We start from the raw sequence: 22674 nt of genomic DNA on the forward strand, positions 1-22674 counted from the left end.
GTCCTTCGCATCTAAGCCGAGCTCCCTGGCCAGCCTTCGCCGCGCCCACCGTCAGCCCCACCTCTCGCTGCCCCGCCTCCCCCTCGGTCCTGCGCCCCGCGTCGTGCGTCACGCTCGTGATGAGCCCCCGGGAACACGCGGTGGCCGCCGCTCGGGGTCGCAGCTCGCGCGTGCGCGGCCGCTCTCGGCGGTCGCGTACTGCGACTCGCAAGGCGCGGCGCTCACGGCAGACGGCAGACCGCGGCACCAAGCGAGTCACGTGCAAGACACCAGCTCGGGCGCCGCACCCCTCGGTCGCGCCGAATCAAGGCCGCATCGGCGGCAGCGGTGCCGACGACACGGTGTCGGGACCCTGCAGCTCACGTCAGGCCTGAGATTGGTACGTCGGCCTCAAGGACAGCGACGACCAGTACGTGCCCGAGAGTCACTCCCCTTTCGAGAACGCTCGCGGCCGAACGCCAGGGCGCTTCATGCCGGCGGTGAGAGTTACGCCTTGGCGGCGGACGTCCTAGAACGCCCGGCGTTTCACGTGAAACATCAATGTCCCGCGCGCGCTCCGCCGCTACCAGCGCTCGCCGCCGACCTGCCTAAGACGTTGTCGGCAGCAACACGGCCGAGGAGTTCTTCATCGCACCCCCTCGGGCCGTCGCGTACCCGAGCCGCCAGACATGTCTCAGACAGTCGTGATACCTCGCACGTGCTGGGCGCGTGGTCGATCTGACGCCCGGTGGCAGTCGCGACGGGCGGTACCGCGCTCGTCCGGCCAAACGGACCGCGTCCGCCTCGCCCTGGGCAGGACGGGCACCCCACGTCCTCGACGCCTGTCCACCTGTCCGCTGTCGGCCGCCAACGCAGACTCCCGCACATGCCTCGACGTGTGCGCCGCGCCTGAATCGTCGACGCCAGGCGAGGTAAGTCGCATGTGTGCGCTGGTGTGCGTGACACGCTCGAAGGTGCCGAGCTCGGGTCGAACCGCACCGCTCGAGTGCGCCCATCGCCGCCCCGTGGACTCGTCATCGCTCGTACTTCCGGCCGCGTCCGACGCCGCAGGAATTGCCTCGGCCCGAACGGGATGTCCGTTCGCCAGGACGGCCGCCCTTCTGCTCGCTTGACGGGACGGGGGCAGCGTGGTTTCACGTGAAACGGATCGCGCGGTGACTTTGACTGAAGAGTCGACGCTCGCAGCATCCACCTGGGTCACCAGGGCGCCACGGCCCCAGCCCTTCGCCCAGCGAGCGGCGTCCTGATCCGACGGATTGTCGCGAGCCGCGGCCGACCTCACTTGCCGCGAGCCGCGGCCGGCCACACTTGCCGCGAGCCGCGGCCCGCCACACTTGTCGCGAGCCGCGGCCGACCACAGGGCCCCGATGCGCCATGGTCGGACGGACTAGCGCCCATCGCACCAGAATCGGCAAGCAGAGACCGTCAGGCGGCCACCAGCCACGCCGTGGAGATCTCACGGTGAACGCGACTCGCTTAAGCGATCGTCATCGACAGCACCTGGCACGGTCTGCGCTGAGTGCTCGTGCGTGCCCGAGGCCTCCCTTGAACCCTGGGCGGCGCGCCCCGTCAACCCGACTCATCTCAACGACCGTGCCCAGCCGGATACGCTCCCGTCCAGCACGCTCTTGTTCTACATGGCACCCGCCAACTCACGCCCCGGTTGCCCGTCATGGCCCACGTCGCCGCCTTCGCGATGCGCACGTCATGCGCCTGACAACCTGTCGGGCCGCGTCAACGGAGCTGGTCAGCTACTCAAGCGACCGGCGTCTCGCACGGCGTCCGAGCTCTTGGTCCCGCTGCGTGGGCCGTTGCTTCGGACCGCCACCACGTCGCACCCAGACGCGCGGGGCGACTTCACGCGCGACCGGTTCCGGCGGGCCGGTCGCGCACCTCGCCCCAGCAAGGATGCGTCGCTCACTCACCGAGCCAGTCTCGACGACCCGCCTTCGCCGTGGATCGCGTGGCGCACTCGATGGACGGAGCATGGATTCCGGCGACACCAACGCGCCAACGACGTCCGCGGCTCCGGGACTCACCACGTGACGGCGGCTCTCCGGTTCGTTGGTCGACCGGGACGCCGAAGGACCTCGAGGCGTTCACGCGCGATGCACCGCCTGAGCGGCGCCCACCTCGTGGGTCCGACACGGGTGCGGGCAGGTCGTCGTGTTGGTTGAGCCGGCCGCACGATCCGGGTGCACGCCGATCAACCCAGCCTTCGCGTACGCATATCTCCTGCACTCCGGAGACTCGCCTCGAGCGATGGCCAGTCCCTCGATCGGTACACCTAGTCGTGTCAGCAGTCTCGCCGTACCCGAGCGTCGCCGTGCCGCGCGGCGTCGGAAGCCCTGTCAGACGGCTCCGCCCGTTGGTGGCCCGCTCGCCGCATAGGTCGCATGACCAACGGAACGGAACGCCTGCGCGTGCCCCCTGAACCGGAAGGCGGACCGCCTTATCGGCAGCCGCTCGCTGAACGACGGTCTCGGACTCCGGCCGTTTCACGTGAAACGCCTCGCCGGCGCGAGACCGTGCGCTCGTTCGTGGACGGACCCGGACCTCGTGGGCGGACCCGGACCCGGCACCGCGGCAGTGGCGAAACCCCGCCGGCGCCAAGATCGGCGCCATCGCCGATCGCTGACGCGATGGAATCCACAAGCCTGCAGGCTTGATGCGATTCTCCCTAAGGGAACCGCTGAGACTGATGTTGGCGCCTCGATGGCCTTCAGACGCTGCTCAAGCGGTGCTTCTTGGGCGGTTTGCGACCGCCAGGACGGCAATCTGGCCGTTGCTCGCGCCTAACCGCCTCGGACGCGGCTTGCCCACCACCAGCGATGGCGCGCCGCGCCGCCCACATCCTTCGGCTAACACTGGGCTCTGGTGCGGGTTGTCCCGACTCCCCGCCCTGCTCGACCGTGAATGCGAGAAGCAAGCCCGAGAGGAGTGAGCTTCTTGGCCTGCCGGCGTCTGACGAGGTTCGGCCCAGGGAGGTCGCTCCCGGGAAAGTCGTCGCTACCTGTCCGCCAGAGCGGCGATGTCGGCGCGGAGCCACCGGGAACACCGCGCCCCGCACGCACCCAGCTACCTCGTTGAGCGCTCCCGCAGCACCGGGGATGACGCCACGCAGAGTTCCATGTGTGGTCGTGCCCCGTTGATCACGCAAGGCCGAGGCAAGCACGACAACGTCCACGCCGACGCCACGAGGACCAGACGCGGCGGCCCTACTCGTTTCACGTGAAACACCGAACGCCGCGGGGCGAGACCTGCTGGCTCTCCGCGCGCCGCCGGGGCGCCCAGAGGAACGGCAACGCCGGTGACGGCAATAGCTGGGCGAGCGTTTCACGTGAAACAGGCGCTCCCGCGTCGCGGGCCGCGACGCGGGCGTGACGTCATCGCGTTCACTTCTGAGTCCCCGCCCACGACCCGAAGCTCGGCCGCGCACATGACCGCTCGACGAAGCAGGCCTGCGCGCCGAACTGGCCCGGGAAAGCGACGAGGGCGGGGCGACCGTAGTCACCCCGCCCTCCCGACGATCTCCCCGGATCAGGCCGGGCGGATCACCACGTGCCGGTCGGGCTCGACGCCCTCGGAGTCGCTCGAGAGTCCCGCTGCGGCCACGGCGTCGTGGACGACCTTCCGCTCGAACGGGTTCATGGCCGTGAGGGCAACGGGTGCGCCCGATGTCTTGACCCGCGCGATCGCGTCCTCCGCGACGCCGACGAGCTCCGTCCGACGAGCCGCCCGGAACCCGGCGACGTCGAGCATGAGGCGGCTGCGCTCCCCCGTCTTCGTCTGCACGGCGAGGCGCGTCAGCTCCTGCAGCGCGTCGAGCACCTCGCCGTCGCGGCCGGCGAGACGGCGCAGCGAACGGTCCTCCCGATCCTCGGAGACGATCTCGACAGCGGCACGACCGTGGTCGATGTCGATGTCGATGTCGCCGTCGAGGTCGGCGATGTCGAGGAGCTCCTCGAGGTAGTCCGCGGCGATCTCGCCCTCTTCCTCGAGGCGCTTGGTGCTGGTGGACTCGACCGCTTCGTCGGGCGAGCTCGGGCTCATGAGGTCTCTCCGATCGTCGACAGGATTGTCGGCTGGGGTAGGTGGACGGGTTCTACGACCGCGTCGGGCTGTCGGGGCCGGCACCGTCGCCGCCCGCACCGCCGTGCGCCTCGCGAGGGGACTGCGTGCGAGAAGCACCGCTGCCGCCGGCCTTGGTGCCGCCCGACTTGGCAGGGCCGGTCTTGCCCGCGCCGGGCTTCGCACCGCCGGACTTGGCCGGGCCCGCCTTGGGCGCACCGCCCTTCGTCTGGCCACTCTTGGGTGCCGAGCCCTTCGAGCTCCCACCGGCCGAGGGCGTGGTCGTCCCGCTGCCGGTGACAGGGCTCGACGACGGCGACGTAGCGGCATCCTCAATGCCCGTGCCCGCACCTGCCGTCGAGCCCGGGGCACCCGCGACGCCCTTGGCCCGGTCCTTCCGCTTGGGCTGCTGACGCTGGCCCCGCGGCTTCTCCTCGATGACGGCGGTCGAGGTGGTCGGCTCCTCGAGCGTGACCCCGCGGGCGGCGGCTCGGCGCGCCTTGCGCTCCTTCATCAGGCGCTCGGCCTCGGAGCCCGGCGCCGGCATGCGGCGGATCGTGTAGAACTGCTGGCCCATCGACCACAGGTTCGTGGTGGTCCAGTAGATGAGGACACCGATGGGGAAGTTGACGCCCGAGAACGCGAAGATCAGCGGCAGGACGTAGAGCAGCACCTTCTGCTGCTGCGCCATCGGGCCCTGCAGCGCCGCGGGCGGCATGTTCTTCATGGTCAGCTGGCGCTGCGTGAGGAACGTGGTCGCGGACATCGCGATGATGAGGACGACGGTCACGACGCGGATGTGCCAGTTGTCGCCGGCGGTCATGAACGTGCCGGACAGCGGGGCGCCGAAGATGGTGGCGGCCTCGGCCTGAGCGGCGAGCGCGGGCGTCATGGGGCCGATGGGGTCGTAGGTGCCGGCGGCGATGCGCGGCAGCTCGATGAGTACCCGGAACAGGGCGAAGAAGATCGGCGACTGGAGCAGGATCGGCAGGCAGGACGCGAACGGGTTCGTGCCGTGCTTGCGGTAGAGCTCCATCGTCTCGCGGCTCATGGCCTCACGGGACGCGGGGTCGGTCTTCCCCTTGTACTTCTTCTGGATCGCCTGCATCTCAGGCGCGAGCAGCTGCATGCCGCGCGACGCCTTGATCTGCTTGAAGAACAGCGGGATCAGCAGGATCCGGATCACGATCACGAGACCGACGATCGACAGGCCCCATGCAGCGCCGCTCTCGGGGTCGAGCCCGAGGGTCGTGAACAGGGCGTGGAACTGGACCATGATCCAGGCCACGACGGTCATGATCGGACTGAGCAGTCCGTCGAACCACGACATCCGGGGGCTCCTCGGAGGGGATCAGTGCGTGGACGGAGCCACGTCAGGGTGACGGTGAAGACGGTGGTGGTGGTGCGGGGGACGCGCCGGTGGAACGTCGTCGACGCCCCCGGGGTTCCACGGGTGGCACCGCAGCAGCCGGCGGACGGCGAGCCACGAACCGTGGAGCAACCCGTGCCGCGTGACGGCGATGACGGCGTACTGCGAGCACGACGGGTAGAAGCGGCAGGTAGGCGGGGTCATCGGCGAGATGAACCGCTGGTACCCCCGCAGGAGGAGCAGCACGAGCTGCGCCGGCAGACGCACGGCACCACGCACCACGGATCGCCAGGTCATGGGGCGGCTACGCCTGGGACGTGCGCGACGTGAGGCGCCGCGTCGCGGATGCGAGCGCGGAGTCGAGGTCTGCGCCCAGTCGCACGTACTCGGCCGTCGCCGCGGGAGGGAGCGCCCGGACGACGAGTCCCGCGTCCGCGGGGAGCGAGTCGAGGCGGGCCCGCACGAGCTCCCGCAGCCGTCGCTTGACGAGGTTGCGGCGGACCGCCGTGCCCACGGCCTTGGACACGACAAGACCGACCACGGGACCGTCGGGTCCCGGGTCGGTCTTGGTCGTCAGGTGCACCACGAGGGTGTCCCGGCCGCTGCGCGCACCACGCCGCACCGCCTGCTCGAAGTCGGCAGCACGGCGCATCCGGTGCGCTGCGGGCAGCACCGGCGCTGGCGTCAGGCCGAGAGCTCGGAGCGACCCTTGCGGCGACGGGCCGCGAGGATCGCGCGACCCGCGCGGGTGCGCATGCGCAGACGGAAGCCATGCGTCTTGGCGCGGCGCCGGTTGTTCGGCTGGAACGTGCGCTTGCTCACGAGAGTCTCCACTACATCCGGGTTGGGCCCCGCGCGTGGGCGCGTGACCTGGGTCTGTCTGCCGAGCTCGACTGCTCCAAGGACACGCACGCGGCGTGTGGCGTCAGGGCGCGCCAGCAGGAGCCATCAGGAAGGCTGGACAACGGTACGCCGCGTCGTCGCGGCCGGTCAAATGGGCGGGAGCGCCACGTCTGCCTGCCGGGAGCCTACCCGGACACCTGGTGAGGTCACCCGGCAGGACGCCTCCCCCGGCGCGTCGTCGGGGGCTAGCATCGTTCGTCGTCGCCGTGCCTGTGGACGTCGTGGACCATCCCGTGTGGAGAGGTCGATCTCGACGAGCCGCTGTCGGCGCACCACGGCCCGGCGTCGTGCCGTCAGGACGGGTGCGAGGCGACCGCGCACAGGTGTGGACAAGTATGTGGACAACGGGGGCCGTGCGAGACTCGACCACTCCACGATCGATCAGCTGAGGTAGGACGTTGTCACAGGACGAAGAGCTCGCCCGGGTCTGGGGCCACGTCGTCGCGACCCTCGAGGCGAGCCCTGACATCACGCCGCGGCAGATCGCCTTCGTCCGGCTCGCACGTCCGCTCGGGCTGCTCGACGGCACGTTGCTGCTGGCGGTGGGCAACGACCTGACGAAGGACTACCTCGAGACGCGCGTGCGCTCGGAGGTCACGGACGCCCTCTCGGACGCCCTCGACCGCGAGGCCCGCTTCGCGATCACGGTCGACCCGGAGCTGGCGAGCGACACCACGCCGTCGCTGCGTGTCGTCCCTCCCGCTCCCCCGGCTCCGCTCGACCGGAACGACGGGTCGCCGCGCCGCGAGGACGGGTCGGACGAGGTCTCCGACCGCAGCGACCGCCCGGACCTGTCCGTGGTGCACGGGGGCCAGGACGACGACGGTCCCGGGCCTGGTCGGGTCGCGATCGACGACCGTCCGCTGCCGTCGGGCCGCAAGCAGGCGTCGGAGCCGGCGCGGCTCAACCCCAAGTACCAGTTCGAGACGTTCGTCATCGGTTCGTCGAACCGCTTCGCCCACGCGGCCGCGGTCGCCGTCGCCGAGGCGCCGGCCAAGGCGTACAACCCGCTGTTCATCTACGGCGACTCGGGCCTCGGCAAGACGCACCTGCTGCATGCGATCGGGCACTACGCGTACAACCTGTACCCCAGCGTCCGGGTGCGGTACGTGAACTCGGAGGAGTTCACGAACGACTTCATCAACTCGATCTCCGAGGGCAAGGCGGGCGCGTTCCAGCGCCGCTACCGCGAGGTCGACGTGCTCCTCATCGACGACATCCAGTTCCTGCAGGGCAAGGAACAGACGATGGAGGAGTTCTTCCACACGTTCAACACCCTGCACAACGCGAACAAGCAGGTCGTGATCACGTCCGACCTGCCGCCCAAGCAGCTGAACGGCTTCGAGGACCGCATGCGGTCGCGGTTCGAGTGGGGCCTCATCACCGACGTCCAGCCGCCGGACCTCGAGACGCGCATCGCGATCCTGAGGAAGAAGGCCGGCAGCGAGCGGCTGCAGGCGCCGCCGGACGTCCTCGAGTACATCGCGAGCAAGATCTCGACGAACATCCGTGAGCTCGAGGGTGCGCTGATCCGCGTGACCGCGTTCGCGAACCTCAACCGCCAGCAGGTCGACCTGTCGCTCGCGGAGATCGTCCTCAAGGACCTCATCACCGACGAGCAGACCGCCGAGATCACCGCGACGCAGGTGATCGGCCAGACGGCCGCGTACTTCGGGCTGTCGATCGACGACCTGTGCGGCTCCAGCCGCTCGCGCGTGCTCGTGACGGCCCGCCAGATCGCGATGTACCTGTGCCGCGAGCTCACGGACCTGTCGCTGCCGAAGATCGGCCAGGCGTTCGGAGGCCGTGACCACACGACGGTCATGCACGCGAACCGCAAGATCCGCGAGCTCATGGCCGAGCGCCGGTCGATCTACAACCAGGTCACCGAGCTGACGAACCGCATCAAGCAGCAGAGCCGGGGCTGATCCGTCCCACCTGTCCGTTTCGTGGGGAATCCGTCCTCACGGTTGTCCACAGTTTCCACAGGGGGCTGGGGATGTTTGTGACGCTGTTCACCCGATCGGATCAGTCACTGCGACGTACGCGCGGATCCATGTCCTGACCTGCACCTTCGTCTCGTCGCCGTCCCTCCCGACGCGTCGCCCGTCCGGCGAGCGATGAGACAAGTCTCATCGTCGAATCGATGCGACCGCCTTGACCGGAACCCTCACGTTCCGGATGAAACATGCATGGGACGAATGTTCACACCTGTGCACACACCTGTGGACGACGGTGGACGACACGCCTCGACGCTGTGGAGGACACCGCCCTCGTCCGTGGACGCCGCAAGGCCTTCTCCGGCACGTCCACCGACGTCCACCGGAGCACGGGTGCGACACCCACAGCACGTCCACACGGTCTCGGCGGGCTGACCTGCACGGACGGCCGCGATCCACACCATGCACACGACCGATGACGACGACGAGACTTCTCTCTGCCGATGATCCACACACCGCCGAGAGCTGACGGCGGCCGACCGGGACGCCGATCGGCACGATCGACACCCGGCGCCCACGGCAGGCCCGGAGAACCTGTCGTCCACACCCTCCGCGGACCTGTACCGAGCGTCGGACCTCTCGCGTAGTGTTCGCGTGATGCCACGGACAGGCCGTGTCGTGCGTGCGACCAGTGCGCTCACGACGGCCCACCGGCGTCGACGCACGAGCGCCCCACGCCGGAACCGTGCGACGACGCCCCGGGCAGCACTCGAACGACGAAGAGGTGACACATGAGGTTCCGGGTCGACCGTGACGTCCTCGCCGACGCGGTCACGTGGACGGCTCGCAGCCTGCCCACCCGACCGCCGGTCCCCGTGCTCGCGGGTGTCCGCATCGAGGCCGACACGACCGGGACGATCCAGCTGTCGAGCTTCGACTACGAGGTCTCGGCCCGCTCGCAGATCCCGGCCGACGTCTCCGAGCCGGGCACGGTCCTGGTCTCGGGCCGTCTGCTCGCCGAGATCTCGCGCGCGCTGCCCGACAAGCCCGTGGACGTCGTCCTCGACGGCACCAAGGTCGTCGTCACCTGCGGCGCGAGCCGCTTCACGCTCCTCACGATGCCGGTCGAGGACTACCCGAACCTGCCGTCCATGCCGGCCACGGCGGGCACGGTCGACGGCGACGAGCTCACGCACGCGGTCGCGCAGGTCTCGGTGGCCGCGAGCCGCGACGACACGCTGCCGCTCCTCACGGGCGTGCGCGTCGAGATCGAGGGCGAGAAGGTCACGCTGCTCGCGACCGACCGCTACCGCCTCGCGCTCCGCGAGCTCACGTGGAAGCCGTCGTCGCCCGACATCTCGACCGTCGCGCTGGTGCGCGCACGCACCCTCAACGACGCCGCGAAGTCGCTGGGCAGCGCGGGGTCCGTCACGGTCGCGCTGTCGACTGGCGCCGGCGTGGACCTCATCGGGTTCGAGGCCGGCGGCCGCCAGACGACGAGCCTGCTCGTCGACGGCGACTACCCCGCCGTCCGCCGCCTGTTCCCCGACGAGACCCCGATCCACGCGATCGTCTCGACGCACGCGCTCGCCGAGGCCGCGAAGCGTGTCGCGCTCGTCGCGGAGCGCAACACCCCGATCCGGCTGGCGTTCTCGCAGGGCCAGGTGGTGCTCGACGCGGGGCAGGGCGACGACGCGCAGGCGTCCGAGGCGCTCGAGGCGACGCTGGTCGGTGACGACATCACGGTCGCGTTCAACCCGCAGTTCCTGCTCGACGGCCTGGGCGCGCTCGACACGACCTTCGTGCGGCTGTCGTTCACGCACCCGAACAAGCCGGTCGAGTTCACGGGCCAGGAGTCTCTCGACGGCGAGGACAAGCAGGAGTACCGCTACCTGCTCGTCCCGATCCGGTTCGCGAGCTGACGCGTCGCCGTCGACCCGACGGCCGCGGGAGCGGACCGTGGGACGGTGCGGCAGAGTGACCGGTGGACGCCGGTCGGCGAGGTCCGGGACACCGGGAGAGGCGAGGGGTCATGCACATCGGTCTGGTCGGTCTGGGCAAGATGGGCGCGAACATGCGGGAACGCATCCGCGCCGCGGGCATCGAGGTCACGGGGTACGACCGCAACCCCGACGTGACGGACGTGCCCTCGCTCGAGGCGCTCGTCGAGGCGCTGCCCGCGGGTGAGCGCGTCGTCTGGGTCATGGTGCCGTCCGGCGCGATCACCGACGCGGTCATCCGTGACCTCGGCGGCCTGCTGACCAGCGGCGACGTGGTCATCGACGGCGGCAACTCGTACTACCAGGACGACCAGCCGCACGCGGACCTGCTCGCCGAGAACGGCGTCGGCTTCCTCGACGTCGGGGTGTCGGGCGGTGTGTGGGGCCTTAAGAACGGCTACGGCCTCATGGTCGGCGGCGACGCGGACCTGGTCGCGCGCGTGCTGCCGGTCTTCGACGCGCTGCGGCCCGAGGGCCCGCGCGAGGAGGGGTTCGTGCACGCCGGGGCGATCGGCGCGGGCCACTTCGCGAAGATGGTGCACAACGGCATCGAGTACGGCCTCATGCAGGCGTACGCGGAGGGGTACGAGCTCCTGGCCGCGAAAGACCTGGTCACGGACGTGCACGGCACAGTCAAGGCGTGGCGCCGCGGCACGGTCGTGCGGTCCTGGCTGCTCGACCTGCTGGTCGAGGCGCTCGAGGCCGACCCGTCCTTCGGCGAGATCGACGACTGGGTCGAGGACTCGGGCGAGGGCCGGTGGACGGTCGACGAGGCGATCGACCTCGCCGTGCCGGCCCCGGTGATCTCCGCGGCGCTGTTCGCGCGGTTCGCGTCCCGGCAGGAGGAGTCGCCCGCGATGAAGGCCGTCGCCGCGCTCCGCCAGCAGTTCGGCGGGCACGCGGTGAAGCCGGCGGGCACGACGGGCCCGATCAGCGACACCACGCCGGTCCCCGACGCGGCCGTCCCGCCGCACGCCTGACCACGGGCTCTGCGGACGACGCCCTGGCGCCGCCTGAACGAGCCTGCGTGAGGGCGTCCGGCTCCGGAGCCCGTACGGCGCTGACAGCCGGGGTGCCACCGCTCGCCCGGCGGTGACGATCCCGACCCGACCAGCCTCACCACGACGAAGAGACCCGATGTACGTCGCCCACCTGTCGCTCACCGACTTCCGCTCCTACGCGCAGGTCGAGCTTCCCCTCGACGCGGGGATCACCGCGCTCGTCGGGCCGAACGGGCAGGGCAAGACGAACCTCGTCGAGGCGATCGGGTACGTCGCGACGCTCGGCAGCCACCGGGTGCCGTCGGACGCGGCGCTCGTCCGCTCGGGTGCGGGTCGCGCGGTCGTGCGGACCCGTGTCGTGCGCGAGCTCGAGCCGGGGCACCCGCGCGCGACGCTGGTCGAGGTCGAGGTGACGCCGGGCAAGGCCAACCGGGCCCGGGTCAACGGCGGTTCCCCGGGCCGGGCACGCGACATCCTCGGCATCCTGCGCACGGTGCTGTTCGCGCCGGAGGACCTGTCCCTGGTGAAGGGCGACCCGGACGGGCGGCGACGCTTCCTCGACGACCTGCTGGTGCAGCTCGTCCCCCGGTTCGCGGGCACGGTGCAGGACTACGAGCGGGTGCTGCGGCAGCGGTCGGCGCTGCTCAAGACGGCGGGCTCGGCGATGCGGGGCGGGCGCGGTACGGCGGACCTGCGGACGCTCGACGTGTGGGACGCGAAGCTCGCCCAGACCGGTGCGGAGCTCGTGGTGGCCCGGCGCGCGCTCGTCGCGGCCCTCGCCCCGCACGTCGCGGCGTCGTACGCGCAGGTCAGCGCGGGTCAGGGCGAGGCGGTGGTCACGTACCGGGCGAGCCTGGACGCGGCTCTCGCCGACGACAACCGCGGTCGGTCGGGCGACGGCTCGACGGCGCCGGGCGCGCCGGACGCGACCCCGGCGGCCGCCTCGGACGTGCCGGCGACCACGAGCCTGGTCGAGGCGCAGCTGCTCGAGGCGATGGGCCGCCTGCGGCCGAAGGAGGTCGAGCGCGGGGTGTGCCTGGTCGGGCCGCACCGCGACGACCTCGTCCTGACGCTCGGCGGTCTTCCCGCGAAGGGGTACGCGAGCCACGGGGAGTCGTGGTCGTACGCGCTGGCGCTGCGGCTCGCGTCGTACACGTTGCTGACCGACGGCGTATCGGCGACACGAGCGCCCGCCGCCGTCGCGACGCCCGCAGTCGTGACGTCGACGGCCGGAGCTCCGCAGGACGCCGTCGCAGGTGCGGCTCCCGCGGGCGACGGTGACCCGGCACCGCAGGCTGCGCGGGTGAGCACGGCCGTCGCGGAGCCGGCGACGGACTGGCTCGGGCGTGGCGCGGACTGGGGCCCCGACGGCGAGCCGGTCCTGATCCTCGACGACGTCTTCGCGGAGCTGGACGCGCGCCGCCGCGAGCGGCTGGCCGAGCTGGTCGCCCCGGCACGCCAGGTCCTGGTGACGGCGGCCGTCGCGGAGGACGTGCCGGAGCCGCTCGCGGGCGCCCGCGTGGACGTCATGGGCGGTGAGGTGGCTCGTGTCCTCTGACCGCGGCGACGACCAGGCCGACGACGCCCTGCTCCCCCCGGTCCGGCGCGCCACCACGGAAGGTGCCCCGCTGCGGCAGGTGGTCGACCTCGTCCCGGAGCGTCAGGTCGCGGCGGCCGCGCTGAACCGGGCGAAGGAGGCGGCTCGGGCCAAGGGCATCCGCCCGGGCGACGCTCCTCGCCGCCGGGCGCTCGTCGACGTGAACCCGGGCTCGGCGGGGCCGGGGGCGCGGGATCCGCAGGCCGTGGCGGACACGCTGGGGGCGCTGGTGGGGCAGTTCGGCTGGGGTTCCGGGCTCGTGTCGGGCACGGTGCAGCACCGATGGGCGGACCTCGTCGGGCCGCAGGTCGCGGAGCACTGCTCCTACGTGTCGCTCGAGGCGGGCGTGCTGACGGTGCAGGCGAGCTCGACGAGCTGGGCGACGAACCTGACGTGGGCGGTGCCGACGATGCTGCGTCGCTTCGCGGAGGAGCTCGGCGAGGGCGTGGTCTCGGAGATCACGGTGCTCGGGCCGTCGGGTCCGGGGTTCGGCCGGGGGAAGCGGCGCGTGGCCGGGAGGGGTCCGCGGGACACGTACGGCTGACGCGTCGGCGACCGGCGAGGACCGCTGCGGAGCTCCGCGACGCGCGTCGTCACGGAACCTGCCACAACTTCCCTCCTCCGCCGACGTCGACACGAGGGGTAAGAGGCCGGGGTCCAGGTAGACTGTGAACGTCAATTCTGGCGCGCTTGCGCCGGTACCAGAGCCGAGAACTCCAGTCTCCTGGGGTGATCCGCCCTCCGAGGTCCTTGGCGGGGCGCTCTGTCGCGTGTGAGAGCTTGAGGAGTACACCCGCCCGTGGCCGACGAGAGCACGACCCCGCCCAGCAGCCCCAACGGCGCCGGCGGGTACGACGCCAGCGCGATCACGGTCCTCGAGGGGCTCGAGGCTGTCCGCAAGCGGCCCGGCATGTACATCGGCTCGACCGGTGCACGCGGCCTGCACCACCTCGTCTACGAGGTGGTCGACAACTCGGTCGACGAGGCGCTCGCGGGGTACTGCGACACGATCGACGTGACGCTCCTGGCCGACGGCGGTGTGCGCGTCGTCGACAACGGCCGTGGCATCCCGGTCGAGCTGCACCCCACCGAGGGCAAGCCGACGCTCGAGGTCGTCATGACGATCCTGCACGCGGGCGGCAAGTTCGGCGGCAGCGGGTACGCGGTGTCGGGCGGTCTGCACGGCGTGGGCATCTCGGTCGTCAACGCGCTGAGCAGCCGCGTCGAGTCCGTCGTGAAGCGCGACGGCTACGCGTGGGAGATGGACTTCGAGGACGGCGGCAAGCCGACGGGTCCGATCCGCCAGGGCGAGGCGACGACGGACACGGGCACGAGCCAGACCTTCTGGGCCGACTCGACGATCTTCGAGACGGTCGACTACGACTTCGAGACGCTGCGCTCGCGCTTCCAGCAGACGGCGTTCCTCAACAAGGGCCTGAAGATCACGCTCACCGACGAGCGGCCGCAGCACACGGGCACCGAGGACGAGGTCACGGACGCCGAGCCGGCGCAGGAGGAGGACCAGCCGGTCGACGCCCCGCAGCACCGCACGGTCACGTACAAGTACGACGGCGGCCTCGTGGACTACGTCGCGCACCTCAACGCGGCGAAGAAGGTCGAGCTCGTCCACCCCGACGTCATCGAGATCACGTCGGAGGACACCGAGCGCCGCATCTCGGTCGACATCGCGCTGCAGTGGACGAGCGCGTACAGCGAGTCGGTGCACACGTACGCCAACACCATCTCGACGACCGAGGGCGGCACGCACGAGGAGGGCTTCCGGGCGGCGATGACGTCGCTGATCAACCGGTACGCCCGCGACAAGAACATCATCAAGGAGAAGGACGAGAACCTCACGGGTGACGACATCCGCGAGGGCCTGACGGCCGTCATCTCCGTGAAGCTCGGCGAGCCGCAGTTCGAGGGGCAGACGAAGACGAAGCTCGGCAACACCGAGGCGAAGACGTTCGTGCAGAAGGTCGTGAACGAGCGTCTGGGCGACTGGCTGGACTCCCACCCGAACGAGGCGCGCGACGTCATCCGCAAGTCGATCCAGGCGGCCGCGGCGCGCATGGCGGCCCGCAAGGCGCGCGAGGCGACGCGTCGCAAGGGCCTGCTGGAGTCGGGCGGCATGCCGGGCAAGCTGAAGGACTGCCAGAGCAACCGCCCGGAGGAGTGCGAGGTCTTCATCGTCGAGGGCGACAGCGCCGGCGGCTCGGCCGTGCGCGGTCGCAACCCGCGGACGCAGGCGATCCTCCCGATCCGCGGCAAGATCCTCAACGTCGAGCGCGCGCGCCTCGACCGGGCCCTGGGCAACCAGGAGGTCCAGGCGCTCATCACGGCGTTCGGGACGGGCATCGGCGAGGACTTCGACCTGGCCAAGCTGCGGTACCACAAGATCGTCCTGATGGCCGACGCCGACGTCGACGGCAAGCACATCTGCACGCTGCTGCTGACCCTGCTGTTCCGCTACATGCCGGAGCTCATCACGCAGGGTCACGTGTACCTCGCGCAGCCGCCGCTGTACCGGATCAAGTGGTCGAACGCGGACCACGACTACGTCTACTCGGACCGCGAGCGGGACGCGTACATCAAGGACGGCCAGGCCGCGGGCAAGCGGCTGCCGAAGGAGAACGCGATCCAGCGGTACAAGGGTCTCGGCGAGATGGACTACCAGGAGCTCTGGGAGACCACGATGTCGCCCGAGCACCGCACGCTGCTGCAGGTCTCGCTCGACGAGGCCGCCGCGGCGGACGAGATCTTCTCGGTCCTCATGGGCGAGGACGTCGAGTCCCGCCGCTCGTTCATCCAGCGGAACGCGAAGGACGTGCGCTTCCTCGACATCTGACGGCGCCGGGCCGCGCCAGCCGCCACGAGGCAGCGCGCCCGCCCCCACGTCCTCCCCCGCCGCACGACAGAAGGAACCCCGTGACCGAGACCCCGGACCAGATCGAGCACGGCCGCATCGAGCAGGTCGACCTGCAGCTCGAGATGCAGCGGTCGTACCTCGACTACGCGATGTCCGTCATCGTGGGCCGTGCGCTGCCCGACGTGCGCGACGGCCTGAAGCCGGTGCACCGTCGCGTGCTGTACGCCATGTACGACGGCGGCTACCGCCCGGACCGCCAGTTCTCGAAGTGCAGCCGCGTCGTCGGCGACGTCATGGGCAAGTACCACCCGCACGGCGACTCGGCGATCTACGACGCCCTGGTACGTCTGGTGCAGGACTGGTCGCTGCGGTACCCGCTGGTCGCCGGCCAGGGGAACTTCGGCTCCCCCGGTGACGACCCGGCGGCCGCGCCGCGGTACACCGAGTGCAAGATGGCCCCCCTCTCGATGGAGATGGTGCGGGACATCGACGAGGACACGGTCGACTTCGGCGACAACTACGACGGCCGCACGCAGGAGCCGCTCGTCCTGCCCAGCCGGTTCCCGAACCTGCTGGTCAACGGCTCGGCGGGCATCGCGGTCGGCATGGCGACGAACATCCCGCCGCACAACCTGCGCGAGGTCGCCGACGGCGTCCAGTGGTACCTCGAGCACCCCGAGGCGACGAAGGAGGAGCTCCTCGCGGCGCTGCTGCTGCGGATCAAGGGCCCGGACTTCCCGACGGGCGCGACGATCCTCGGTCACCGCGGCATCGACGAGGCGTACCGGACGGGCCGCGGCTCGATCACCATGCGCGCGGTCGTGAACGTCGAGGAGATCCAGGGCCGCATCTGCCTGGTCGTCACCGAGCTGCCGTACCAGGTGAACCCCGACACGCTCGCGAAGAAGATCGCGGACCTCGTCAAGGAGAACCGGGTCTCGGGCATCGCCGACATCCGCGACGAGACGTCGGGCCGCACCGGCCAGCGCCTGGTGATCGTGCTCAAGCGCGACGCCGTCGCGAAGGTCGTGCTCAACAACCTCTACAAGCACACGCAGCTGCAGGACACGTTCGGCGCGAACATGCTCGCGCTCGTCGACGGCGTACCGCGCACGCTCAGCATCGACGCGTTCGTGCGGCACTGGACGACGCACCAGCTCGAGGTCATCCAGCGACGCACCCGGTACCGGCTGCGCAAGGCCGAGGAGGCCATCCACCTCTACCGCGGCTACCTCAAGGCGCTCGACGCGCTCGACGAGGTCATCGCGCTCATCCGCCGCTCCCCCGACGCGGACCAGGCGCGCGCCGGCCTGATCGAGCTGCTCGACATCGACGAGCAGCAGGCGCAGGCGATCCTCAACCTCCAGCTGCGCCGCCTCGCCGCGCTGCAGCGTCAGGAGATCATGGAGGAGCACGCGAAGCTCGAGGCGCAGATCGTCGAGTTCAACGCGATCCTCGACTCCGAGCAGCGCCAGCGCGACATCGTCAGCACCGAGCTCCAGGCGATCGTCGACAAGTTCGGCGACGAGCGGCGCACGACGATCCTCCCGTTCGACGGCGAGGTGTCCGTCGAGGACCTCATCGCCGAGGAGGAGATGGTCGTCACCATCACCCGCGGCGGTTACGCCAAGCGCACGCGGAGCGACAACTACCGGGCGCAGCGTCGTGGCGGCAAGGGCGTGCGCGGCGCGCAGCTGCGCGAGGACGACATCGTCGACCACTTCTTCGTCACGACGACGCACCACTGGCTGCTGTTCTTCACGAACCTCGGCCGCGTCTACCGCGCGAAGGCGTACGAGCTGCCCGAGGGCGGCCGTGACGCGAAGGGTCAGCACGTCGCGAACCTCCTGGCGTTCCAGCCGGGCGAGACGATCGCGCAGGTCCTGGACGTGCGCAATTACGAGCAGGCCGAGCACCTGGTGCTCGCGACGCAGCGCGGCCTCGTGAAGAAGACGCGTCTGACGGAGTACGACTCCAACCGGTCGGGCGGCGTCATCGCGATCAACCTGCGCGAGGACGAGGAGGGCCGGCCCGACGAGCTCGTCGCCGCGCGCCTGGTCAACTCCGACCAGGACCTCATCCTCGTGTCCCGCAAGGGCCAGTCGGTGCGGTTCACGGCGTCCGACGAGTCGTTGCGGCCCATGGGGCGTGCGACGTCCGGCGTCACCGGCATGAAGTTCCGCGACGACGACGAGCTGCTCGCCATGGACGTCGTCCGCGAGGACGCGTTCCTCTTCACGGTGACCGAGGGCGGCATCGCCAAGCGCACCGCGCTCACGGTCGAGAACTACCGGCAGCAGGGCCGCGGCGGCCTCGGCATCAAGGTCGCGAACCTGCCCGAGGCGAACGGCGACCTGGTCGGCGCGCTCGTGACCGACACCGACGACGAGGTGCTCGTCATCATGGAGCGCGGCAAGATCGTCCGGTCCGCGACGACCGAGGTCAACGCGACCGGCCGCACGACGCAGGGCGTCATCTTCGCGAAGCCTGACGCAGGCGACCGGATCATCGCCGTCGCCCGCAACACTGAGCGACACCTCGGTGAGGATGCCGGTACCGTGGGCGGCGAGAACGGCCAGGGATCCGACGAACCGGACGCCTCGGGGGCCCCCGGCGCGGACGACGCGACCGGTGAGCAGGCCGTCGCCGACCAGTCCTCGGAGGACGCATGACCGACTCGACTCCGCCCTCGATCCCGCCGCGCCTGCGGCCGACGACCCCGACCACGGCGCGTCCGGGGACGTCGTCGGGTGCGAAGTCGTCCGCGAAGTCGCCCACGGCGGCACGCAACGGCAGCGGCCGTGCGGACTCCGCGACGTCGACGTCGAAGCCCGTCCGGCCCGCACCGGCGGACGAGAAGCCGAGCAGCGAGAGCGACGGCGTGTCGACCCCGAAGCGCGACGAGCCGCCGTACCGTGCGTCGGCAGGGGTCCCTCCCCGCACGTCCACGTCGACGGCCGCCTCCACGTCCGCGTCCGACGAGGGCGAGCAGCCCTCGCCCCTCATGGTGGCGGTCGACACCGCGACCGTGTGGTTCAAGAAGGCGGCCGGCGCGACCAGCGCCGCGTTCGCCTCGGTCACCCGACCCCGTACCGAGGACCCGACCATGAGCAGTCCGGCACCGGCCCCCGCCACGTCACCGACAGCGGCCCGCACGGCGACCCGTCCCCCCGCGACCGGCGCGACCTCGCAGGTCCGCCCGGCGACGGGCCGTATCCCGACGGTCGGCGGCCCGCGGCGCGTGCGCCTCGCGGTGTCCCGGATCGACCCCTGGTCGGTCATGAAGCTGTCGTTCCTGCTGTCCGTCGCGATCGGCATCATGATCGTCGTCGCCGCGGCCGTGATCTGGCTGACGCTGGACGGTCTGCACGTCTTCACCGAGGCGAACAACCTCGTGAAGCAGATCACCGGCGAGGAGAGCTCGATCAACATCCTCCAGTACGTCGAGTTCCGGCGCGTGGTCTCGGGTGCGACGCTCATCGCCGTCATCGACGTCTTCCTGCTGACCGCGCTGTCGACGATCGGCGCGTTCCTCTACAACATCGTGGCGGCGCTCGTCGGCGGCGTGCACGTCACCATGACCGACGAGTGACCTCGACCGGCCGGCCGACAGCGCGCGCGGGGGCCGGTTTGGGTGGGACACCTCGGCTGGGGTAGTCTCGTCCGGCGCGCAGCGCACGTGTTCGCACGTGTGGAAGCGACACGGGCCTATAGCTCAGACGGTTAGAGCGCTTCCCTGATAAGGAAGAGGTCACAGGTTCAAGTCCTGTTAGGCCCACTCCCGACCCGTGGGGGATCCGATGAAGAAGCTCCTGCTCGTGGTGGCGGTCGCCGCCGTCGGTTACGTCCTCTGGCAGAAGTACCAGCAGGACCAGGACGAGCGGGACCTCTGGTCCGAGGTCACCGACACCTTCGAGTGACCGCCCTCCCCCACGTGATCGCCGCCCCCGGGCGGCACCCGGGGGCCATGGCGCAATTGGTAGCGCACCTGCTTTGCAAGCAGGGGGTTAGGGGTTCGAGTCCCCTTGGCTCCACACGCGCACGAAGGGCCGCCGACGCGCGTCGGCGGCCCTTCGTGCATCCCGGGACCGGGGTGACCCGGCCCACCCGGGTGGCGCGATCATCCGGCGGTGCGCTGTTCGACGAGCTGCTTGAGCAGGGCGAGGTCGGTGCGGACCAGGGACTCGTCGCGGTCGAGGTCGGCGTCGGTCATGCCCGGCATCGGGCGGAGGGTGAAGACGACGTCGCACGCGTCGTCGCCGTCGGGGATGGCGCGGAGCGGGACGTGGACGGTGGCGCCCGACGGGGTCAGGACCTCGTGGTCGAGCACGCCGAAGGGGTTCGGCGGCGCGAACCGGACGCGGGCACGGCCCTCGCCGGTCTCGACGTACCACTCACCGTCCTCGTGCACGACGCCGGAGCCCAGACCCGGCGCCCACCGCGGCAGGTTCTCCGGGTCGGAGACGAACGCGTAGACCGCCGGCATCGGGCGGTCGATGTGCTCGCTGAGATGGCGTGCCCTCGTCGTCATGCCGAGATCGTGGCACGAGGCGGCGACAGTCGCGGGCGGACGGCAGAGGGCCGACGGCGGACGGTGGAGGACCCGGCCGCTGGGTCGACGCGCGCACGGTCTCGCCGGCGGACGTCGTGCTTCTCGCGCGGAGACGCCGCGCGTTGGTCAGCTGCTGCCGAGCTTCTCGGCGTAGCGGGCGACCTCCTGGTGCCAGGCGTCGCCGTCGGAGCCGTCGAACGTCCGGTCGACGACCCGCGCGACCTGGACCCGGACGCGGACGGCCACGTCGTCGCCGTAGCGACCGCGGTGCGCGTCGAACCAGCCGAGGTACGCGACGAGCGCCTCGGGGTCGTGGGTGCCGGCGAGGGCGCCGAGCAGGCGGGTCGCGACGTCGACGATCTCGGGGTCGGTGAGCGGGCGCGCGTGCAGGAGCGCGACGATCCCTCGGACGGCACCGCCGGTGAGGTTCGGCAGGCGCAGGAATCGCTCGGTGAGGCCGGCGACGTCCGCGGTCGTGCGCAGGAGCAGCTCGAACCCGGCTGTCACGGCGACCGGCGAGGTGGTGGTGGCCGCGTCGCGGAGGACGGTGGCGTCGTCGGCGCGCTCGTCGATCCAGCGTCGGATCGTCGCGACCGCGGGCGGCAGGCCGTCGTCGGGGCGCAGCAGCCCGCGCACCACGGGCGGGTCGGTGGCGACCACGAGCACCGGGTCGTCGGCGCCCGGGAGCGCCTGGTCGGCGTACGGGACCTCGCGCAGCGAGTCGGGCGGGAACCGCGGCGCGCCGGGCGGCTCGCGACGGTCGGGCGGGCGGGCGGCGAGGAGCTCGACGGTGAGCGGGCCGTCGGGGGCCGCGCCGAACACCGGGTGGTCGGGGACGACCTCGACGTCCAGCGCGAAGCCGTCGCCGCGGAACGGTGTCTCGTCGGCGGGCACGGGTCGCTCGTCGACCAGCCGGGCCGTCCCGACGAAGGCCGCGGAGGCGGACTCGACGGCGTCGAGCCATGACCGAGCGGCCGGCGTGCGTCGTGGTCCCGCGGACCGCCTGCTCATGCGTCCACCTCCCGGTCGCGCGACCTCACCAGCTCGACTCGACGACCGTCGCGACGTCGTTCGCGACGGGGTCGCCGTGCAGCGGCCACTGCCCGCCGGTGCCGTCGCCGGTCCCGGTCACCCTCGCACCCGACGTGGCGGTCGGCGTGACGACACTCGCGGCGGGCGAGGCGGAGTTGAACGTGACGGTCGTGCCGTAGTCGACGAGCCAGTCGGCGTAGTTGAGCATGATCGCGTTCGTCGACGCCGTGTCCTTGACCGCGAGCCAGCTGCGGAAGCGGTCGCGACCGTCGGTCTTCACGAGCTGCTGCCTGGCCGTCCCGGACCCGACCGTCCACGGCTGGGTGCTGTCCGGGGTGTCCTGCATGGCGGTGTTCTTCGTGCTGGGGTCGGTCGCGCTGAAGGGGAACACCGTCTCGGGCCCGTACCAGGGGCGGAAGCCCGCGTCGCCGTCGCGCACGGGGAGCGAGCTGCACGTGTCGGACACCTTCTTGCGCTCGCCGAAGAACGTCGGGGCGATGCGCGCGAGCAGGCCGGGGGTGTGGCCGGCGGGCTCGTAGTAGAAGTTCCGCGAGGACTCGTACACCGTCTGGAGGAAGCCGATCTCGTACTGCCCGACGCGCGCGGCCGGGCCGGACGCCCGCACGGTGCCGCTCGCCGCGTAGGTCGCGGAGGAGAGGTTGACGTCGGTGCCCGTCTTGGTGACGGCGAGGGGCCGGGCGACGGCGGCGGCGAACGCGCTCGAGTCGAACGTCACCGCCCCCATCATCGACGCCGCCCCGCCGCGCGCGGTCGCGCCGAAGACGGAGGCGACGTTCGCGACCGTGCTGTCGGTGGTGCTGAACCGGTGCGGCGGGGCCGCGCGAGCAGGACCGCGTCGGTCGGGACGTCCGTCGTCGCGACGCCCGCCGGCACGGCGGAGGTCGGCGTGCCGGTGGTCGACGGGCTGCTGGTCGGAGCGGTCGCGGTCGTCGTGCCGGTGGTCGACGTCCTGGACCCCGGAGAGGCCGGCGGGCGGCCGCGACCGGTCGAGCAGGCCCGCGACGGCGCGGTTGCCCGCGGAGCGCTGCAACGCGGTGACGGCACGACGCGTGGGGGCGGGTCCGGTGGGGACGACCGTCGCCCCGATCGCCGCGGCACCCGGCCCACCGGGCTCCACGGCACGCGCGGACGAACCGCGCACGGAGGTGTCGGTGACGTCGTGGTCGAGCGGGCCGCCCGACGGGCGGTGGGCGCGGCTCTGCGTCATGACCGGCCTCCCTGGTCGCTCCGCGCGTCGACGCCCGGAGGATGCGTCCAGCGTGCCGACGGGCTCGCTGCCCTCGCAACAGGGGTGCCGCCCGCCGATCGGGCACCCGTCG

At 71.3% G+C, this 22674-nt stretch carries 17 protein-coding genes and 2 tRNA genes; 11 read left to right on the top strand and 8 right to left on the bottom strand.

All coding sequences use genetic code 11. The features are described from left to right. Positions 1-3540: 3540 nt before the first annotated feature. Genes CTKZ_RS09670 through rpmH form a run of 5 tightly spaced genes read right to left on the bottom strand, consistent with a single transcriptional unit; the run spans position 3541 to position 6262 of the window. Positions 3541-4053, bottom strand: coding sequence for a Jag family protein (locus tag CTKZ_RS09670; protein WP_124342755.1), 513 nt, complete (start codon positions 4051-4053; stop codon positions 3541-3543). Between the two features lie 52 nt (positions 4054-4105). Further along, positions 4106-5401: a membrane protein insertase YidC gene (gene yidC, locus CTKZ_RS09675; protein ID WP_235843422.1), complete on the bottom strand. Its 1296-nt coding sequence runs from the start codon at positions 5399-5401 to the stop codon at positions 4106-4108. 21 nt (positions 5402-5422) lie between these two features. Beyond that, positions 5423-5737: a membrane protein insertion efficiency factor YidD gene (yidD, locus tag CTKZ_RS09680; protein WP_124342756.1), complete on the bottom strand. Its 315-nt coding sequence runs from the start codon at positions 5735-5737 to the stop codon at positions 5423-5425. A 7-nt stretch (positions 5738-5744) separates the two neighbouring features. After that, the gene (gene rnpA / locus CTKZ_RS09685) at positions 5745-6113 is read right to left on the bottom strand and encodes a ribonuclease P protein component (protein ID WP_124342757.1); all 369 of its coding nucleotides are present in this window, start codon (positions 6111-6113) and stop codon (positions 5745-5747) included. Positions 6114-6124: 11 nt separating this feature from the next. Next, positions 6125-6262: a 50S ribosomal protein L34 gene (gene rpmH, locus CTKZ_RS09690; protein ID WP_013885212.1), complete on the bottom strand. Its 138-nt coding sequence runs from the start codon at positions 6260-6262 to the stop codon at positions 6125-6127. 479 nt (positions 6263-6741) lie between these two features. Here rpmH and dnaA point away from each other — a divergent pair, with 479 nt between their 5' ends. The 11 genes from dnaA to CTKZ_RS09740 all read left to right on the top strand — a co-directional run bounded on the left by dnaA (position 6742) and on the right by CTKZ_RS09740 (position 19784). After that, complete coding sequence (gene dnaA / locus CTKZ_RS09695) at positions 6742-8271, top strand: chromosomal replication initiator protein DnaA (RefSeq protein ID WP_124342759.1); 1530 nt, start codon at positions 6742-6744, stop codon at positions 8269-8271. 803 nt (positions 8272-9074) lie between these two features. Continuing rightward, positions 9075-10205 carry a DNA polymerase III subunit beta gene (gene dnaN, locus CTKZ_RS09700; RefSeq protein ID WP_124342760.1) on the top strand — a complete coding sequence of 377 codons (1131 nt, stop codon included), beginning with the start codon at positions 9075-9077 and terminating at the stop codon, positions 10203-10205. 110 nt (positions 10206-10315) lie between these two features. Continuing rightward, complete coding sequence (gene gnd, locus CTKZ_RS09705) at positions 10316-11263, top strand: phosphogluconate dehydrogenase (NAD(+)-dependent, decarboxylating) (RefSeq protein ID WP_124342761.1); 948 nt, start codon at positions 10316-10318, stop codon at positions 11261-11263. Positions 11264-11420: 157 nt separating this feature from the next. Further along, positions 11421-12842: a DNA replication/repair protein RecF gene (gene recF, locus CTKZ_RS09710; RefSeq protein ID WP_124342762.1), complete on the top strand. Its 1422-nt coding sequence runs from the start codon at positions 11421-11423 to the stop codon at positions 12840-12842. Beyond that, on the top strand, positions 12832-13425 hold the full coding sequence (locus CTKZ_RS09715) for a DciA family protein (RefSeq protein WP_124342763.1): 594 nt from the start codon (positions 12832-12834) through the stop codon (positions 13423-13425). Before recF ends, CTKZ_RS09715 begins: the two co-directional genes overlap by 11 nt. A gap of 255 nt (positions 13426-13680) precedes the next feature. Then, positions 13681-15729, top strand: coding sequence for a DNA topoisomerase (ATP-hydrolyzing) subunit B (gene gyrB, locus CTKZ_RS09720; protein WP_124342764.1), 2049 nt, complete (start codon positions 13681-13683; stop codon positions 15727-15729). An 80-nt stretch (positions 15730-15809) separates the two neighbouring features. Then, the gene (gene gyrA, locus CTKZ_RS09725) at positions 15810-18422 is read left to right on the top strand and encodes a DNA gyrase subunit A (RefSeq protein ID WP_124342765.1); all 2613 of its coding nucleotides are present in this window, start codon (positions 15810-15812) and stop codon (positions 18420-18422) included. Beyond that, complete coding sequence (locus CTKZ_RS09730) at positions 18419-19342, top strand: DUF3566 domain-containing protein (RefSeq protein WP_124342766.1); 924 nt, start codon at positions 18419-18421, stop codon at positions 19340-19342. The genes gyrA and CTKZ_RS09730 overlap by 4 nt, the downstream gene beginning before the upstream one ends. A gap of 112 nt (positions 19343-19454) precedes the next feature. Next, positions 19455-19528, top strand: a tRNA-Ile gene (locus tag CTKZ_RS09735). Positions 19529-19550: 22 nt separating this feature from the next. After that, positions 19551-19670 (top strand): DLW-39 family protein, encoded by a 120-nt coding sequence (locus CTKZ_RS22190; protein WP_210728157.1) that lies wholly within the window; start codon positions 19551-19553, stop codon positions 19668-19670. 41 nt (positions 19671-19711) lie between these two features. After that, positions 19712-19784: transfer RNA gene (locus tag CTKZ_RS09740), tRNA-Ala, on the top strand. Positions 19785-19870: 86 nt separating this feature from the next. On the opposite strand, the gene CTKZ_RS09745 is transcribed toward CTKZ_RS09740, so the two are convergent. The 3 genes from CTKZ_RS09745 to CTKZ_RS09755 form a co-directional block, all read right to left on the bottom strand. Further along, positions 19871-20281, bottom strand: coding sequence for an SRPBCC family protein (locus CTKZ_RS09745; RefSeq protein ID WP_124342767.1), 411 nt, complete (start codon positions 20279-20281; stop codon positions 19871-19873). 147 nt (positions 20282-20428) lie between these two features. After that, entirely contained in the window at positions 20429-21313 is an 885-nt protein-coding gene (locus CTKZ_RS09750; protein ID WP_124342768.1) for a hypothetical protein, read from the bottom strand. A gap of 25 nt (positions 21314-21338) precedes the next feature. Next, positions 21339-22562, bottom strand: a complete 1224-nt coding sequence (locus CTKZ_RS09755) for a hypothetical protein (RefSeq protein WP_124342769.1) — start codon at positions 22560-22562, stop codon at positions 21339-21341. Between the last annotated feature and the right edge of the window lie 112 nt (positions 22563-22674).

This window comes from Cellulomonas algicola (assembly GCF_003851725.1).
Lineage (GTDB): Bacteria > Actinomycetota > Actinomycetes > Actinomycetales > Cellulomonadaceae > Cellulomonas > Cellulomonas algicola.

Excerpts from the sequence above, each read along its gene's own strand:
- CTKZ_RS09745 (WP_124342767.1), bottom strand. The coding sequence starts at position 20,281 with ATGACGACGAGGGCACGCCATCTCAGCGAGCACATCGACCGCCCGATG.
- dnaN (WP_124342760.1), top strand. The coding sequence starts at position 9,075 with ATGAGGTTCCGGGTCGACCGTGACGTCCTCGCCGACGCGGTCACGTGG.
- yidD (WP_124342756.1), bottom strand. The coding sequence starts at position 5,737 with ATGACCTGGCGATCCGTGGTGCGTGGTGCCGTGCGTCTGCCGGCGCAG.
- yidC (WP_235843422.1), bottom strand. The coding sequence starts at position 5,401 with ATGTCGTGGTTCGACGGACTGCTCAGTCCGATCATGACCGTCGTGGCC.
- recF (WP_124342762.1), top strand. The coding sequence starts at position 11,421 with ATGTACGTCGCCCACCTGTCGCTCACCGACTTCCGCTCCTACGCGCAG.
- CTKZ_RS09670 (WP_124342755.1), bottom strand. The coding sequence starts at position 4,053 with ATGAGCCCGAGCTCGCCCGACGAAGCGGTCGAGTCCACCAGCACCAAG.
- gnd (WP_124342761.1), top strand. The coding sequence starts at position 10,316 with ATGCACATCGGTCTGGTCGGTCTGGGCAAGATGGGCGCGAACATGCGG.
- CTKZ_RS09730 (WP_124342766.1), top strand. The coding sequence starts at position 18,419 with ATGACCGACTCGACTCCGCCCTCGATCCCGCCGCGCCTGCGGCCGACG.
- CTKZ_RS22190 (WP_210728157.1), top strand. The coding sequence starts at position 19,551 with ATGAAGAAGCTCCTGCTCGTGGTGGCGGTCGCCGCCGTCGGTTACGTC.
- CTKZ_RS09750 (WP_124342768.1), bottom strand. The coding sequence starts at position 21,313 with ATGAGCAGGCGGTCCGCGGGACCACGACGCACGCCGGCCGCTCGGTCA.
- CTKZ_RS09755 (WP_124342769.1), bottom strand. The coding sequence starts at position 22,562 with ATGACGCAGAGCCGCGCCCACCGCCCGTCGGGCGGCCCGCTCGACCAC.